At 50.1% G+C, this 16,218-nt stretch carries 12 protein-coding genes; 2 read left to right on the top strand and 10 right to left on the bottom strand.

Annotation, left to right across the window (positions count from 1 at the left end):
• Window positions 1-42 precede the first annotated feature (42 nt).
• From glcD to ggpS, 8 genes are all read right to left on the bottom strand, one after another.
• Window positions 43-1,524: a glycolate oxidase subunit GlcD gene (glcD, locus tag AACQ84_RS14350; RefSeq protein WP_012308444.1), complete on the bottom strand. Its 1,482-nt coding sequence runs from the start codon at window positions 1,522-1,524 to the stop codon at window positions 43-45.
• Window positions 1,525-1,686: 162 nt separating this feature from the next.
• Window positions 1,687-2,589, bottom strand: coding sequence for a phosphoribulokinase (locus AACQ84_RS14345; protein WP_012308443.1), 903 nt, complete (start codon window positions 2,587-2,589; stop codon window positions 1,687-1,689).
• A 109-nt stretch (window positions 2,590-2,698) separates the two neighbouring features.
• Entirely contained in the window at window positions 2,699-3,385 is a 687-nt protein-coding gene (locus tag AACQ84_RS14340; protein ID WP_012308442.1) for a hypothetical protein, read from the bottom strand.
• 25 nt (window positions 3,386-3,410) lie between these two features.
• Entirely contained in the window at window positions 3,411-4,007 is a 597-nt protein-coding gene (locus AACQ84_RS14335) for a molybdenum cofactor guanylyltransferase (RefSeq protein ID WP_012308441.1), read from the bottom strand.
• Window positions 4,000-4,650 carry a phosphoribosylanthranilate isomerase gene (locus AACQ84_RS14330; protein WP_012308440.1) on the bottom strand — a complete coding sequence of 217 codons (651 nt, stop codon included), beginning with the start codon at window positions 4,648-4,650 and terminating at the stop codon, window positions 4,000-4,002. Before AACQ84_RS14330 ends, AACQ84_RS14335 begins: the two co-directional genes overlap by 8 nt.
• A gap of 126 nt (window positions 4,651-4,776) precedes the next feature.
• A complete protein-coding gene (locus tag AACQ84_RS14325) occupies window positions 4,777-5,718 on the bottom strand; it encodes an NAD(P)H-dependent glycerol-3-phosphate dehydrogenase (RefSeq protein WP_339367123.1) in 942 nt (313 codons plus the stop codon).
• A gap of 196 nt (window positions 5,719-5,914) precedes the next feature.
• The gene (glpD, locus tag AACQ84_RS14320) at window positions 5,915-7,615 is read right to left on the bottom strand and encodes a glycerol-3-phosphate dehydrogenase (RefSeq protein ID WP_012308438.1); all 1,701 of its coding nucleotides are present in this window, start codon (window positions 7,613-7,615) and stop codon (window positions 5,915-5,917) included.
• A 147-nt stretch (window positions 7,616-7,762) separates the two neighbouring features.
• Window positions 7,763-9,265, bottom strand: a complete 1,503-nt coding sequence (gene ggpS, locus AACQ84_RS14315) for a glucosylglycerol-phosphate synthase (RefSeq protein ID WP_012308437.1) — start codon at window positions 9,263-9,265, stop codon at window positions 7,763-7,765.
• Window positions 9,266-9,368: 103 nt separating this feature from the next.
• Between ggpS and AACQ84_RS14310 the strand changes: the two genes are divergently transcribed.
• Window positions 9,369-9,629: a hypothetical protein gene (locus tag AACQ84_RS14310; protein ID WP_143589382.1), complete on the top strand. Its 261-nt coding sequence runs from the start codon at window positions 9,369-9,371 to the stop codon at window positions 9,627-9,629.
• Between the two features lie 526 nt (window positions 9,630-10,155).
• Window positions 10,156-12,705: a glucosylglycerol hydrolase gene (gghA, locus tag AACQ84_RS14305; RefSeq protein WP_012308435.1), complete on the top strand. Its 2,550-nt coding sequence runs from the start codon at window positions 10,156-10,158 to the stop codon at window positions 12,703-12,705.
• A gap of 56 nt (window positions 12,706-12,761) precedes the next feature.
• Here the strand turns inward: gghA and AACQ84_RS14300 are convergent, their stop codons facing one another.
• Together AACQ84_RS14300 and AACQ84_RS14295 are read right to left on the bottom strand one after the other, a co-directional pair.
• Window positions 12,762-13,817: a mannan-binding protein gene (locus tag AACQ84_RS14300; RefSeq protein ID WP_159449829.1), complete on the bottom strand. Its 1,056-nt coding sequence runs from the start codon at window positions 13,815-13,817 to the stop codon at window positions 12,762-12,764.
• A gap of 253 nt (window positions 13,818-14,070) precedes the next feature.
• Window positions 14,071-15,750 carry a PLAT/LH2 domain-containing protein gene (locus AACQ84_RS14295; RefSeq protein WP_012308433.1) on the bottom strand — a complete coding sequence of 560 codons (1,680 nt, stop codon included), beginning with the start codon at window positions 15,748-15,750 and terminating at the stop codon, window positions 14,071-14,073.
• Window positions 15,751-16,218: the final 468 nt, after the last annotated feature.

The raw sequence follows: 16,218 nt of genomic DNA, 5'->3' as shown, positions 1-16,218 counted from the left end.
ATCTCCCAGCACTTTTGGGTGCAGCTAGCCTACGCTAACGAATCAAAAAATTTCGCTATTTTTTAGGTCTGCCACATTAGTCATCTTGGCAGACTCGCCACAGGTGCGGGGGGTTGGAAATAGCTTGCCGGGATTCGCTAATCCCTTTGGATTAAAGGCTTCTCGCACATAGCCCATGGTTTCGAGATCGGCCTCGTTGAACATATCCGGCATATACATTTTTTTGTCCGCGCCGATGCCATGTTCTCCGGAAATGCTGCCCCCCTTCGCAACACAGAGCTTGAGGATTTCGCCGCCGACTTTTTCTACGGCTTCTAGATCCCCTGGAATGGCGCTGTTATATAAAATTAACGGGTGTAAGTTGCCGTCCCCCGCATGGAAGACATTGGCAATTTTGTACCCGTGGCGATCGCCAATGGCATTAATCTCGGTTAGAACTTCGGCCAACTTTGTCCGGGGAATCACGCCATCCTGCACAAAATAATCGGGACTAATATTACCCGCCGCCGCAAAGGCTGATTTACGCCCTTTCCACAATTTCAGCCGGGTTTCTGGATCATTGGCGCTGGTGATGTGCCGCGCTCCCTGGGCCAAGCAAATTTCCTTGATTCGTTCCTTTGCTGCCTTGACCTCCGCCGCCATCCCATCAATTTCGATCAACAAAATAGCCGCCGCATCACGGGGGTAACAGTTCAGCTTGACGATATCTTCCACCGCATTAATGCTGAAGTTGTCCATAATCTCCATTCCCGCTGGAATAATCCCCGCACTGACGATCGCCGCTACTGAATTTCCCGCCGCCTCGATGGACGTATAATCTGCCAGAAGCACACAAACCGCTTCCGGTCGCTTCAAAATTTTCAAGGTGATTTCCGTGGCAATACCTAGGGTTCCTTCTGATCCCACAAAGACGCCCATCAGGTCATAGCCCGGCATTTCTGGCACAACGCCGCCAAGGGTGACCACATCCCCCATGGGGGTGACGACCTTGAGTTGGAGTACATGGTTCGTGGTGACGCCATATTTAAAGCAATGGACACCGCCGGAATTTTCTGCCACATTGCCACCGATAGAGCAGACCGTTTGGCTCGAAGGATCGGGTGCATAGTAAAAGCCAGCCCCACTCACCGCTTGGGTGACCCAATTGTTAATCACCCCTGGCTGCACGGTGATCTGCTGATTGTCTAGGTCAATGTTAAGGATTTCTCGCATCCGTGCCGTCACAATCAAAATGCCATTTTCTAAGGGCAAAGCGCCCCCCGATAGCCCTGTCCCAGCCCCCCGCGCCACCCAGGGGATTTCTTGTTCATGGCAAAATTTGGCGATCGCCGCAATTTCTGCAGTGGTTCTGGGGAGCACCACTAGGGCAGGCCGTTTACGGTAGGCACTGAGGCCATCACATTCATAGGTAAGAATTTCTTCCTTGCGCCGGACAACGCCATCCCGCCCGACAATTTCCACCAGTCGCCGCCGAATCCAGGGCCAATCTCGTTGTTGCGTTGCGGATACTGACGAAAAAACCATTGCTATTTTCAGGAAAGCACAGTGGTTTCTATCTTATCCCCTGGCTGAGTCGCCCCGGCACAAACCGCAGATTTTGTTACGGTTGCTGCCCCCTAAGCAAACGCCTCCACCAGCGGCAGAGGCGATTGGATAATTTCAAGCTCAGAAATCTAAGAACAACTCCTAACGGATTTTCCGGGCTTCTTCGACCATTTGGTCAATGAGGGGTGACAGAATAATTTCCATGGCAAAGCCCATTTTGCCCCCCGGAACAACCAGGGTCGTATGGCGGGACATAAAGGAACCCGGAATCATACTGAGCAGGTAAGGGAAATCAATGGAAAATCTTTCGTAGAAGCAGCGATTGGTGTGGACAATCACAAAGCTCTCATCGGGGGTGGGAATATCCCGCGCAATGAACGGATTAGAGGTATCAACCGTTGCGACCCGTTGGAAATTGATGTGGGTGCGGGAAAATTGGGGCGTGATGTAGTTCACATAGTCAGGCATCCGGCGCAAAATCGTATCAACGATGGTTTCTGCACTGTAGCCACGCTCGGCATTATCCCGGGAAATCTTTTGGATCCACTCTAGGTTGACGATGGGCACAACCCCCACCAACAGATCAACGTACTGGGCCACATCGATGCCATTACCCACGGCGCCCCCATGGAGCCCTTCATAAAAGAGCATATCGCTGTTGGATTTGATGTCTTCCCAGGGGGTAAATTCTCCGGGCTGACAACTAACACCGAGTCTTTCGTTGTGGTGTTCGGCTTCTTCGGGGCTGTGGAGATAGTAGCGTTGTTGTCCAGAGCCCTGTTCACCGTATTCTTTGAAGAGGGCTTCGAGCTTGTCGAGGACGTTCGCCCCAAGGCCAAAGTGACTAAAGTTTTTCCCGGCAGCGGAAGCCTGGGCCATCATGCGGCGCATTTCGACCCGATTATATTTGTGGTAGCTATCACCTTCGATGACAACGGGGTTGATTTGCTCACGACGGAAAATATGCTCAAAGGCGCGTTTTACGGTGGTCGTCCCGGCTCCGGAGGATCCAGTGACAGCAACAATAGGATGTTTTTTAGACATGGATGGTGATAGTAAACGGACAAGGGTAAGTAGCACAAATCATATCAGGCGATCGCTCTTTTCGCGGCAGGGGCGATCGCCTTCTGGATCTACCAGGAGACTTTGGGGATCAAGTAGATCGCTCGCTAGAATCTTGTTTAATCAGCCGATAACACTCTTCTAGGGGGGCGCGGTCAGCCATTGCGGTGACCAAATTTTGGAAAGCATCTTGGTGGCGATCTAAGAGGTTTTTTGCTTGGAGTAGGGCCCATTGCTCCCGTTGTTGGTAGCTGGCGACAGAAATGCCGAGTTTAGCTAACAGTTGGCGGAGTTGGTCGCGGTCGTTGGCTCCCCCTAGGGCTTTGCCGTAGATCGTCGTTTCGGCGGCGATCCCCGCCATTAGGGTAGTGCTGAGACGTTCGAGTAAAAGATTCATCTGCTGGGGATTTTTGAGGGAGGCTTCGACGCTTTCGAGATCAAAACTGACGCCTCCTTGACCCGTTTGTCCCTGCTTAATCGCTTCCCAAGGGGTCAGACTGTAGCCCGTAATCGGAATGCTGAGGAGATAACCCGCCAGGAAATGGCCCGCTTCGTGGTGCAAAATGCGTTGGCGCTGTTCGGCGGGGGTAAACAAATCAAGGAATAAGGTCATGCCTCGCCCTTGCCAATTGAACGTATCCACGGTGGCAAAGGCCATCACGGCAGCGGTAATGCCAGCGGGGACAAAGGGAGACAACTGAAAAATCCCTCCCAAAAGGCTGGTCATGGTCATCAAGAAAACACCGATGGCGATTAGGTTAAGGGCGGTTTGTTGCATGGCACTGGGTCGGTCAATTGATTGGCTACGGCGAGGGCGGTTGCGTCTTCAAGGTAGCGAAATCGGCGGGGGTGTTGCAATTAAAGAGCATTGCTGGGTTGGCGATCGCCAGCGAAAAAACAGGCACAGTAGCTAACCATTTTTGAAAAGAGCGCCCCCCCTGCTCGATAAATTGTTGGAGCGAAGTTTGGGCCGTATTGCGATAGAAACCACAGCAGGGTTCATAAAGTTGCCCTTGCTTGACGAGGGCGGCGGTGTACTTTGTTGGAATTGCTGCGAGTTGCTTGAGCCATTGCTCTAATTGCCCCTGATCAAGCTTGGGTAGGTCACAGGCGAGCAGTAAAACCCAGCCCTGAAGATTTAGGGTTTTCATACCCTGATGTAAAGCAACGAGTCCCCCCTGTTGAGCCGGATCATCGAGCCAGTGGACAGTGGTGCTGAGATAGGGTTGATAGCGATCACGCCAGGGGGTCAAGAGATAAATTTCGTCACTGAGGGCCGTGGCTATCTCAAGGGTACGCCGGAGCAGGGTTTGCTCACCCCACTGCAAAAGGGCTTTGTCGGTGCCCATGCGCTGGCTTTTTCCGCCAAGCAAAATAAAAATTGGTACAGAATTAGGCATGGAGTGGCTGGGAGGCGATCGCCTGGAGGGCAGTCATCAAGGCTTGAACTTTGCTGAGGTCTTTAATACCAGGGGACTGTTCTACGCCGCTCGACAGATCGATGCCATCGGGATGCAGTTGGCCCAGGGCGACGGCAATATTATCAGGATTGAGGCCCCCTGCCAGGAACCAAGGTACAGCCGGATTAAATTGGCGCAGATCATCCCAGTTAATCTGGTGGCCTGTCCCGCCGAGTTGTTGGGGATCATAGGCATCGAGGAGCAGTGCATCGACCACGGTTTCGTATTGTTTTGCCCATTCTAAAGAGCGGCGATCGCGGATTCGCAGGGCTTTAATAATTTCCAGGTCGGGCCGTTGCTGGCGGAGTTGCTGGCACAATTCTGGGGATTCATCGCCGTGGAGTTGGGCGGTGGTGAGGTTGCCCTGACTAATGATTGCCAGCATTTCAGACAATGTCTGGTTCGCGAAAACACCCACTTTGCCAATGTGCGCGGGCAAGGCTTCCGTCAGAGTTGCCAGTTGGGTGGGCGTCACATACCGGGGCGATTTTTGGACACAAATAAATCCCAGATCCGTTACTCCCACCTTGGCGATCGCCTGGGCCTGGTCTATCTGGGTCAGCCCACAAATTTTTATCCGCATGAAAGTTCTCTACGCCATAACCATGGTGCGAATTTAGCACAACACCACAAAAAAAAGAGGCGGCGATCGCCCCTAATCATGTTTGAAATCTTTGTAACTAGAGCTCTGGGGCCATAGAGATTACTTTTATTCCAGCAGATCACAGGCCTCTGGCTTCAGATCCCGTTCCATCAACATTGTCACCGCTTCCATGGGCGTAATTTTCCCCTTGAGAAGACGATAAACTTGCCGGGAAATGGGGATCGGAATTTCCTCACGGTTAGCCAGATCAAGCAATACGGCGGTGGTATTTACCCCTTCGGCGGTACTCCCCAGCTCTTCGAGAATCTGTTCGAGGGATTTGCCCTGGGCCAGACCGTAGCCCACGCGATAGTTGCGACTGAGGGGACTGGTACAAGTAGCAAGCATATCTCCCAGCCCTGCAAGACCCAGGAAGGTTTCCGGCTGGGCTCCCAGGTGCGCCCCTACGCGAATCATCTCCGGTAACGCCCGCGTAATTAAAGCTGATTTGGCATTGGTGCCGAGCTTGAGGCCTTCGCAGACCCCTACGGCGATCGCCATGACATTTTTCAGAGTGCCGCCTAATTCAGTGCCCAGGGGATCGTTGTTGGTGTAGACCCGGAAACAGTCGGACGCAAACACTTCTTGGACAGTTTCTGCGGCCTCTAGGTCAGTGCTGGCTACTACCGTCGCGGCGGGCAAACCAGCTTCAATTTCCTTCGAGAGGTTCGGCCCCGATAACACGACTACTGGGTGGTCAGGGAAAGTTTCTTGCCAAATTTGAGACGGAGTCCGGGTGGTCTTGGGATCTAAACCCTTGGTGGCCGTCACAATAATTGCCTTGGCGGGGAGGGAAATCGCCTTGAGTTGCTCTGCTACATCGGATACCCCCTTCATGGAGATGGCCGAAATGATGATGTCAGCGTCGGCGATCGCCTCTTCGAGAGAAAGCTCACCCCGGCGCGACCAGAGCCGCAGATCATGGTCATTCACGGCGGCTAGGGTGGCGAGGGCGGAACCCCAGGCCCCAGTCCCCAGCATGGCAATGGTTTTACGGTTTGTATTCACAGACTTTAGACGTATTGTCGGGACAACAGTATTAAGGGATTGGGCGTCTTGGTCAAGGTCATTGGGAGAAATGGTTGTCATCTATCTTCTCAGAAAAATCGGGTCTAACAAACTTGAGTCGGGAACGAGAACAACGCCAACCGCCTACCGGTGAAGTTGTTTGCTTTAGTGTAAGTAAGAATCTACGGCAAAACCGTTAGGAATAAACTTCTGTTTTTGAGGCCTGGGCCTGGGCCTCAATGCGATAGTCAGGCAGACAATTCTGTTCAATGAAGGTTTTGTAATCGGCCACTTGGCGATCGCCTTCGGCATCATCCCAACCACAGTGGGTTTTGAGGGTCGCCACGAGGGTCGGCAGGGCATCATAGCCGTAGTTCGCCAACATCGCGAGGGTGGTGCGGCGGCGGCAAATATCCTTGAGGTTATAGGCCAACTCAGAGCGCACCGCATAGACTGCTTGGGCCTTAATATCTGGGAGATAGGGCACTAGGCGATCGCCCAGGTCAGGGGCATCATCTACAAGGGCGAGGACTTCCGGGGCTTTAGCGCCATACATCCGGAACAGATGTTGGATCGTGGTGCGATCAACCGTGGGCGTATAACGACGGATCATGGTTTCAATGGTGTGGGAATTAGCGGCGATCGCCCCCGGTAAAGTCCGTTTGCGGGTGGGACAAGGGGGAGCGGGACGATTCAACTTGCGGTAGACCAAATCCACCATTTCTTCGCCCACCTGGCGGTAGGTGGTTAGTTTGCCACCAATCAAGGAAATCAGATTTCTCGCCCCTTCAGGACTATGGTCAAACAGAATATGACTACGGGTAATACTGCCGGGTTTTTTATCCCCCACGTAGGGCAAGGGCCGCACTCCAGAATAGGTAAAGCGAATATCGGCCCGACTGAGCTGGGCAGAGGGTAATACTCGATTGGTTTCGGCGAGGAGATAATCGATTTCGTCGTTGTCGGCCTTCACCTGATCGAGGCTGCCGGTATATTTCAGATCCGTGGTGCCAATGAGGTATTTACCCAGCCAGGGAATGATGAAATAGGGGCGATTATCGCTGGCCGCTTCCACATAGAGGGCGGCTTGGGGAGCTCCAGGGAACGGATCAACGACAATGTGGCTTCCCTTGGTACCGCCCATTTTTTGTTCTGTGCCGATGGGTTTAGCTTCGCCGGCGGCGCGGCCCAACTGACAGACTTCATCAACCCAGGGGCCGGAGGTATTCACGACCATGCTGCCTTTAGCTTGAACCGTAAAGGTTTGGCCCGTGAGCTGATCTTCACAGGCGATCGCCTGAATTGTGGCGGTATTCTCATCCCGTTGAAGAGCTGTGACGGCGGTGTAGTTTAAAACCGTGGCCCCCGCTGCCTGGGCATCCAAAATATTCTCTAAACAGAGTCGTTCGGCGTATTCTACCTGGCCGTCGTAATATTGGGCGGCCCCAACCACATCCTGCGATCGCACCGTGCGGAAAAGATTCTGGAACTTGCGGGCGCTCAACATCCGGTGGGAGGGCACCGTTTTATCAAAACTCAAAATATCGTAGAGCAACATCCCTGCTTGGATGAGCCAGTAGCTCCGGGCCGCCCCTTTGTAGAGGGGGATCGTCATTTGGAGCGGTTGCACCAGGTGGGGCGCGGTACGCAGGAGCACTTCTCGCTCGTGGAGGGACTCCCGCACTAAATGAAACTCTAAATATTCTAGGTAACGGAGGCCCCCATGGATTAGACGGGTAGACCAACTGGTGGTGCCACTGGCGAAATCTTCCTTTTCAATGAGCAAGGTTTTTAAGCCCCGTAAGGCCCCGTCCCGGGCGATCCCAGCGCCATTAATGCCGCCACCAATGATGATTAGATCGTAGGTTGTGTTTTGAATGGTTTGAAAATCTCGCATTATTCAGGTTGGGAATTAGGGTCAAACTTGTGCGGTTAGTTGGCTTGGGTCATGACTGGTGCAATCCACCGTTTTTGTCTCACTACCCAACCCAGGGGATTTTTAAGGCGGCGATCGCCTCTCCCCCAGGTTAAGCAAAAAAACGACCTAGACGGGGGTCGGCTCCTTACCCAGGACTGCCGTTGCCTTGGCTTCCCGGAACATATGATTGGCCCACTGCTGCACGTCATAGCGTTGGATCGCCTGGTACATACTCTTCATACGCCGTTGTTGTTCCTCGACGGGCATGGCCAGGGCTTGATCAATGGATTCATCCATCCGCTTCGCCGCGTAAGGATTGGTGAGGATCGCATCGGGCAGTTCCACCGCTGACCCGGCGAATTCTGACAGGATCAAGACCCCATCATCGCAACCATGGGCGACCACATACTCTTTGGCGACTAGATTCAAGCCATCCCGCAGCGGCGTAATCCAGGCAATATCTGCGGCCCCAAAGAAACCGAGAAGTTCCTCGTAGGAGAGGGCACTGGTAAAGAGCAAAATCGGGGTCCAGTTCAACTTGGCAAAGCGACCATTGATCCGACCTACGAGTCGCTCAATTTCACTTTGGGCATTTTTATAAACTCGCATCCCAGAGGCAGCCTTGGCCGCGGCAACCACCAGATTCACTTTGGTTTGCAACTCCGGTCGCCGTTCTAGTAGGCGTTCATAGCAGACCAACATTTCCTTGGTGCCCTTCACGTAGTCCACCCGTCCAGCGGACAAAATCAGCTTGTTGCTGCCTAGTTCTTCCCGGATTTTGCGGATTCGCTCCTGGGTACTGGCTTTCTCTACCTGGGCACGGATCTGGGTGGGGTTTGTGCCCACGGGGAAAGCATCCAAATTCACCAGGTGATCTTTATATTTCAACTGGGTGGTAATTTCGGGTTCTGCGAGGGCGGTGCCTACGGCAGTAAAGGCGTGCTCATCGACGGGCACTTGGCGGGTAATTTCGACCTTGCGCAAACTCCGGGCGACGGCGACAAAGTTTTGCACGTAGCGGGGCAAATGGAAGCCACACAGGTCACAGCAGAGGAGACTGTCTACGATCGCTTCACGCCACGGCAGAATGTTAAAAATATCAACACTCGGAAATGGCGTGTGGTGGAAAAAGGCAATTTTAGCGTTGGGTTTCTTCTGGCGGATAAAGTAGGGGGTCAGCCAGAGATTATAGTCATGGACCCAAAAGAGGGCGTCATCGTCGGCATCTTCGCAGGCAGCCTCGGCAAACATTTCGTTGATTTGCTTAAAATTTTCCCAGTCTGAGGAGTCATAGGTAAACTGCCAGGGGAAGGAGTGCAGAATCGGCCAGAAGGCTTCTTTTGAGGTGATGTGATAGAAGTTTTTGACCTGGTCGGCGGACAAGGGGATGCGGTGAACCACGGAGTTTTCCTGACCGGGAAATGCCATCTTGGCTTGGAAATTTTCTTGTTGTTTGCCAGAGATTTGTTTCCAAGCGACCCAGGTGCTTTGTTCAGCGTTGGCAAAGAAGCTTTTAAGGGTCGGCATGATCCCGTTAGGGCTTGTTTTGTCACGGTAGAAGGTTTTACCGTTTTCGCGCACCTCATCATAGGGTTCCCTATGGTAGAGAATGACGAGAGAAGATTTCATTAAGACCTCCAGGGGTTGGTATGGTTCAGATAAAAAAAGGCCGCTTGCGGTAACAATGGGCCTGTGTCCAGCAGATGTTGTGGGCCGGGGGCACCGGGTAAAAATGATTTGCAACCTGGATCTTGGGGGGCAAACCGTTGGCGATCGCCGTTACACAGCACCCAAATCAACCATTGGCTCTAGCCTTGAACTCACTCCCCACAACCAGAGGCACAACACTGGGGCAATGCTCACCAACAAATATTTAGAGGCCCAGCGTCAAGGGCGTTGCCATTATTTCCCGACGAACGGCAAATTTAGTGGGGAAGCTCACCTGGGGAAGCTGGGTTTCAAAACTTCCGAGGGCTTGTTTCATGGGCCGTAAAAACTACAAAAATGGTCGATAAATGGCCATCGTATTCAATTGGACACTTTTTCATTATAACATTTTTCTCAGTTTATGTTTTTGGCTGAGTTAGTGATGGCTTGCCGGAGGGAAAGATAATGATTTATTATGGGTGGGACTTTTTATTTAAACGGTTATCTGTGGGGTGAAAGCTCGTCGAAAGGTTAATCTTTCGGGCAAAACTTAATCTTAAATTAAGGTAGTTTTAAGCTCAAAAAATCGATGCATCACAAAGATTCCTGATGCTTTCTGAAGTAATTAAGGTATGAATAGCCGCATTTTAAAGTGATTTTTTGGGGGCGATCGCCGACAAATTGATAGCCGAAAAAATAATTTGATTCTGTCAGGATATATTGATTTATCTCATCGACTCATCAGTTATCTTTGCTGTTTTGCGATCAAAAGATAAGTCATTCGGCAGATGCGAGGATGCATGGGTTGGCAACGGGCGATCGCCCCAGGCACCCGATCCGATGAATTAGTTGTTGTTACGGTTACTTAGATAGTGAATACGGCCTCTCAAATTCAGCTTAGCGAAGCAGACACCCAAATTTTGTTAGATTGGGCAGCCCAAGTGACCCATTCCAATGAAAGTTATTTCCACAAGGGGCAACGCCTCGCCAAACGCTTGGGGGCCCATTACCGGGCGGATGGCCTCACGGAGATCGGTTTCTGGACACCGGAACTGGCAGGGGAAGTGATCCAAACAAACCGCGATATTTTCTTAGAAGTCTTTACCCCCCTCGAAGCGGTAGACTTTAGCGCCCCCAGCCAAACCATTAAGTGCCGCCGGGACTGTGTAGAACTCAAACAGCAGGGGGAATTCTGTTGGGGGGTAGTTGCGGGGATGCATCCAGGCACGAGGAAGCAAATGGGCTCTCTGTACTGGTTGCGCTACTGTGATCGCCTCCAGAATGAAATTTCGATCATCCGTGATGTTTTGGCCTATTCTCTGCCCTATGGGGTTTTTGGGCCAGCGGAACTCTACGACATGGACAGCCTCCAGCGGCAGCGGACAGACCTTGCCTATTTTGAGGCCCATTCGACCCCCCTCGACCCCGACCAAGCCTCCTGGGAACGGCCGATCCTTGATAATGCCAATGAAGTGCTGCCCCGGGTGCCAGCCCCTTTAAATATTTTGCAGGTTCACCTCAAAACAGCATCCCCCGAAGGAACCCTAGCGGGCCTGACCCAGGTTTACCAGCGCCTCTCGGAAAAGATTGCCGCCGGAGAACCCCTCACCGCTGCCGAACAAAATTATGTCGGTTACGACGCGCTGCAGTTGCTCCCCATTGAACCCACCATTGAATATCGCCTTGAGGGGGACAACCGCCACCACGAATTTTTTGCGATCGCCCCCAATGAAGCTATTGAAACCGGAGAAATGGCCTGTGGCCTCGAAGTAGAAGTCACCCTCCGCAAGGCCAAAACCCAAAATTGGGGCTATGATGTGCCGATTTTAGGGTCGGCGGCGACCAACCCAACAATCCTCAGTAGCCTCCGTCCCGATGAATTGGTGGACTTTATCAGTACCCTCCATAATTTTGCGGGGGGGCCGATCCAAATTATTTATGATCTGGTCTATGGCCATGCGGACAATCAATCGTTGGAACTCCTGAACAATCAGTACCTCAAAGGCCCAAATATGTACGGGCAGGATCTGAACCACCAATTACCCCAAGTGCGGGCGATCCTTCTAGAGTTGCAACGGCGGCGTATTAACTCCGGGGCCGACGGCATTCGCATTGATGGCGGGCAAGATTTCCGCTTCTTTAATCCCCTTTCCGGTCGCGTTGAGCAGGATGATGCTTATCTGTTGGCGATGAGTGATGTGATTCAGGATATTGGCGATCGCCAACGGTTACTCTTCACCATCTTTGAAGACGGTCGGCCCTGGCCCGAAGAAGGCTGGGAAAATTCTTCAACCTATCGCGATTTGATCGAATTACGCCCAGAATCCTACCAGTGGGGGCCATTGATTTTTGCCCACAATACACCCACCATCGAAGGGTTTTGGGATTATAAATGGAACCGCATTATTGAAGTGATGTTCCAAGGCGATCGCTGGATCACCGGTTGTGCCAACCACGATACGGTGCGTCGGGGGAACCAAATCGATGCCCAAGCCGCCGCCATTAACTGGCATTTGGGCGCGACCCTCAACGAAGTTATTTTAAATGCCTACGATAATCCGGCGACTACCCTCTGGGTCTATGGCTTTATGCCCGGCCTGCCGATGGATTTTATTAATTCTTTGATGCGGGCACCCTGGGGCTTTTTCCGCAATACTGACGAACTTTATGGGGTCAAAGTCGCGGCGGAAGAAGTGGGCTTTTTGGACTGGCAGATTACTCCTGAATTATTTGCTAAACCCTGGGCCTTCCGGCACCTCAAACAGTTGGGCTTTGAGGATCTAGATTTTCTGAAGCGGTTTATGCGCGCCTTGAACGAGGCGATGATCGTCACAGATTACGATTTACAGAGAACCGCCGATCTGTGCCAACGTTGTATTGGTAATCCCGACGGGGTCTGTGAAGTCAAACCGATGCAGGAAATTGGGGAGTCCGATCACCAGGCTTTCCTCGACCATTTAACGGTGCCGAAACTGAAGACCATTGCCATGGCGTTTATGGAGGATGGCCACGAAACCTGTCGGGTTTCCCATTATCTCGACCGGGTTGATTCCGCCCAGACGGAATTTAACTTAGCCCTGCGGGAATATCGTCGCGCTCACCCTTGGCTGCGGGAAAATCTCCAGGAAGGCGATCGCTTTAATCGCCTCAGCAATGAGGAACACACGATCTTTTACGGTCTGCGCACGGAACCCCTTGAGGATGAAAGTGACCAAACCCCAGAACAAATCGTGATGGTGACCCACATGGGCGGCGAACCAACCACCATTACCCTCGGTGATTGGCTCCAGTTGGATCTTTCTGAATGGCGTGTGGCGATCGCCACCCCTGGTTTAGACATTGGTCAAACAGAAGATGCGCTGAAGATCTTTGAATTAAAAGATAGCCAAGGCCTCGTTCTTGAGCGTATTTTTGACGAGTAAAAGCTAATGGTCTTGTTAGATCATTCATCCTAGGACTATCGAATGATGTTGCAAAATCAGAAAAGATAGGTTGCAGATAGTCCATAATGATCTGACAAGTCACGCACCATTGTTCCACCAAATAAATTCAAGAAATCACCTTTCCCTGGCAGTTCATACTGGGAGGCTGTACGAAATTTTGTAAGATCAAGTGTTGTGCGATTCGGTTGAATGCTTTCATTACTGACTAATACATAGTCTAGCCATTCAGATGGATCATTTGGATAGCGATATTTTGCGAGATCATTCATGCGAGGATCAAAAGTATAACCCTGGGGAATATTTCCTAAAAACTGAGCATTTAAAGTCTCAAGAGCATTGTCATATTCAGCAGTTTGATAATTAAAGTTCAGGTCACCAGCGATAATGATTGCTTCTCTCCGTGCTTGTGCTCCCCCTGTTTTTTGATTAATAAAAGTCTCCAATTGTCTTAATTGATTTGCTCTGACACCGCTATTTTCCGTATCTGCTTGTAGATGAGTCCCAAAAATATGATAGATGATCCCTTCTTTATTAATTTTGGCGTACACAGCCCCCTTATTCGATTGACAATCAAAACCGCTACAATCAGAAAAAATAATCTGGTCAGTTGCCATGATCGGCCAGTGACTTTGCAGATATACCCCACCATCTTCTAGTTTTCCGTTGTTCATATCTACTACTTCAGTAGCAGAGAAATACCCCGCTTCTTTTAAACTGCGCGATAAGTTGTTTCGAGCTTCATTATCGAAGGCTTCATTAATGACAATGACATCCCATGGGTTTGAATTACGAATCGCTGTGGCAATTTCTTGGGCGCGGTAATTTTGCATGAGATTGCCTTGGCCGGGAATATTGCGGCTTAAGAGCATTACATTGTAATTGAGAATAGAGAAACTTTTGCTCTCAAGATTATTTGAAAATTCAAGCTGGCAGACAGACATAACCCCTGAAATTGTTGTCCACCAGTGACCAGTCCAGGTTCCTCCTTCTTCCTGAGCGAGTCGGGGACACTTGATATTCGCATCACTTTGATTCCAAATTGGTCCAGCTTCAACGGCGCGAGTGGTATTTGCAGTCGCAGGTAAACTCAAAGAAAATAGGAGGCTAATCGTTGAAGTTGTGAAACAGGAAAAGAGAGCAAGTTTGTTAAACATAACTTTTGTCGCTTTGAGTAGTAATTTTGTTGCTTTACGGGGGTGTATTTTGGGGTTGAATTTGACCCAAATAATATTTGATCTGATTACCTTGTGTTTGAGATGCTTACCGTAAAATACTTGATAAGTAAAATAGGCTCCTTGTTTTGAAGCCCTTAGATTACTAATTTGTCAATCGTCATATCCGGTATTAGCGGTAGAAAGAAGTCACAGCATATAGATCGCTCTTCGGCTCGTTATTTTGTCCATAGGAGATCATCTTGCGGTAAACATCCAACTGAAGCTGAACATTCCGGGAGGAATCATTGAGATAGATAGACCAGTCGTCGCGTCCTGTTTCCTGGAAGGTGAATGTTACTTGACCATTAGCATTGAACTCTTGCCAAACTCCGGGACTGGTTTCTCGTAGATGACCATTTGCAAATCTCGCTAGGGTGACGTCGGAAGCCGTAATCGGATATAGATCACTTTTCGGCCCGTTATTTTGCCCATAGGAGATCATCTTGCGGTACAAATCTAACTGAAGCTGGACATTCCGAGAGGCGTCATTGAGATAAACAGACCAGTCGTCGCGTCCTGTTTCCTGGAAGGTGAATGTTACTTGACCGTTGGCATTGAACTCTTGCCAAACCCCAGGACTTGTTTCTTGCAGATAGCCATTCGCAAATTTGATCAGGGTTCCGGTTACGGCATTCGGTGTAGGAGTTGTTGGGTTTACGGGCGGTGTCGGGTTTGTGGGAGGTGCTGGCGTGGATGGTGTTTGACCAATGATTTGACCGCCTTGACCAGAGACAACCCAACCTGCTTGCAACCACTTGGGTAAATATTGACGACGAATCGTATTGACTTGGTCAGGATCGAGATGCGTAAACCATTCGTCCTCTAGTGTATCTAAGCCAATTGTTGTAATTGAACCATCTTCGTTGCGCTGAGGGATAACGAGGAAATCACCTGAACTAACAGGACGAATTTGCGCACCAACTTTGCGGATAGCACGACTTTCACCCGTAGAGGAGCGATACACCTGTTCAGCATAGGGAACCTCAAACGTTATCTTACGGATGATCGCTGTATGAGCTGGTGCCATAAATGCCCAATTAAATTCCGAAGCGCTCATTTTTTCCTGGGATTCGGAACTTGCTTCATTAATGGAACGTTGCCATTCTGCACGGGCCTCTGCCCCAAAGGTTCCAGCCACAGTCTCCGGACTTTCATAGGTGATCGAAATTCCAGCGCCGACGGTATTAGTCGTGTCTTTAGATACAGAAACGCCATCAACCCGACTCCAGCTTTCTGTAATGCGCATTACTTCCTGCTCAAGAGTACCTGGGTTATTGCTGAATTGGGCCAAAGTAATTCTGATCGGGTTATTCACAACGGGGCCAGCAGGCGTAACCGTTACCCTAGGTAGTGCTCCCCCTGTGCGATTGAAGGAGACGGGATCGTAATCTAAAAATTTACGAATTGAGAATTCAGACCATCCGTCTGCATCATCTTTACGATTACAGGTGGTATCACGGTAAACCCGGACATAGTTGGCGGCCCATTTATCAGCTAGCCAGCCATCGACATCAATGGTGACTCTATTGATAAGGCCAATATCTAAGGTTTCATGGACAAATTCATCTAAATCATTATTTTCATGGCTACCTTGCAGTGTGAATTGTTCACTCGTGCCATTTTCGCCGTGCATCGTCATGTAAATGGGATTATCTGTACCAGAGCCGGAATCTGTGTAAGTTTTGACAGAGATACAGTAGGGAATGGTGCTTTGGGCTTGGGCGGGTTGGACTGTGCCCACGAATCCCAGCGTCAGTAAGCTTCCAAGGGCGGCATTTTTGAGGAGGGGAGAGGAATCAAAGTTAAACATAATTCTTAGTCTTTGTAAAAAGTCAGTCAGTTATGAATCAGTTGCAAGGTAGTAGTTATAGAAAAATTTGTCCTATGCAGTTTTTGATGGTTATGAACTGGAATTATTATTATTAATGAAGCCTTGAAACTACTACTAAAAGAGAGTTTCAGGAAAATTTCGATTTTAATCATTGAATATAGACATCACACATAATCTGTCTTATATCCAAAGAACATTATTAAGATTCAGTGGGAAAAACTTCAAAAAACTTGTATCTTTGCTGAGAGTGCTGAGTCGTTTTATTTAAGCTGAATGCAAGCAAATTCAAATAGTGCCATTACTTTTGCATCCTAAAGCTGCATATTACAGCAAAAAAGTATTCTGTTTTACAAAACAGCTTGCATTGAAATATTTCTTATGAACTTTTCCGGATCTTGAGGCCTAACTTTTACAATTTCTCCATTGAAAAATCTGCTATTTTCACCG

Source organism: Picosynechococcus sp. PCC 7002, assembly GCF_963860125.1.
In the GTDB taxonomy this organism is placed as follows: Bacteria; Cyanobacteriota; Cyanobacteriia; order Cyanobacteriales; family MRBY01; genus MRBY01.
The sequence above is the reverse complement of the archived record's forward strand: the minus strand, read 5'-3'. Positions and strand labels throughout refer to the sequence as shown.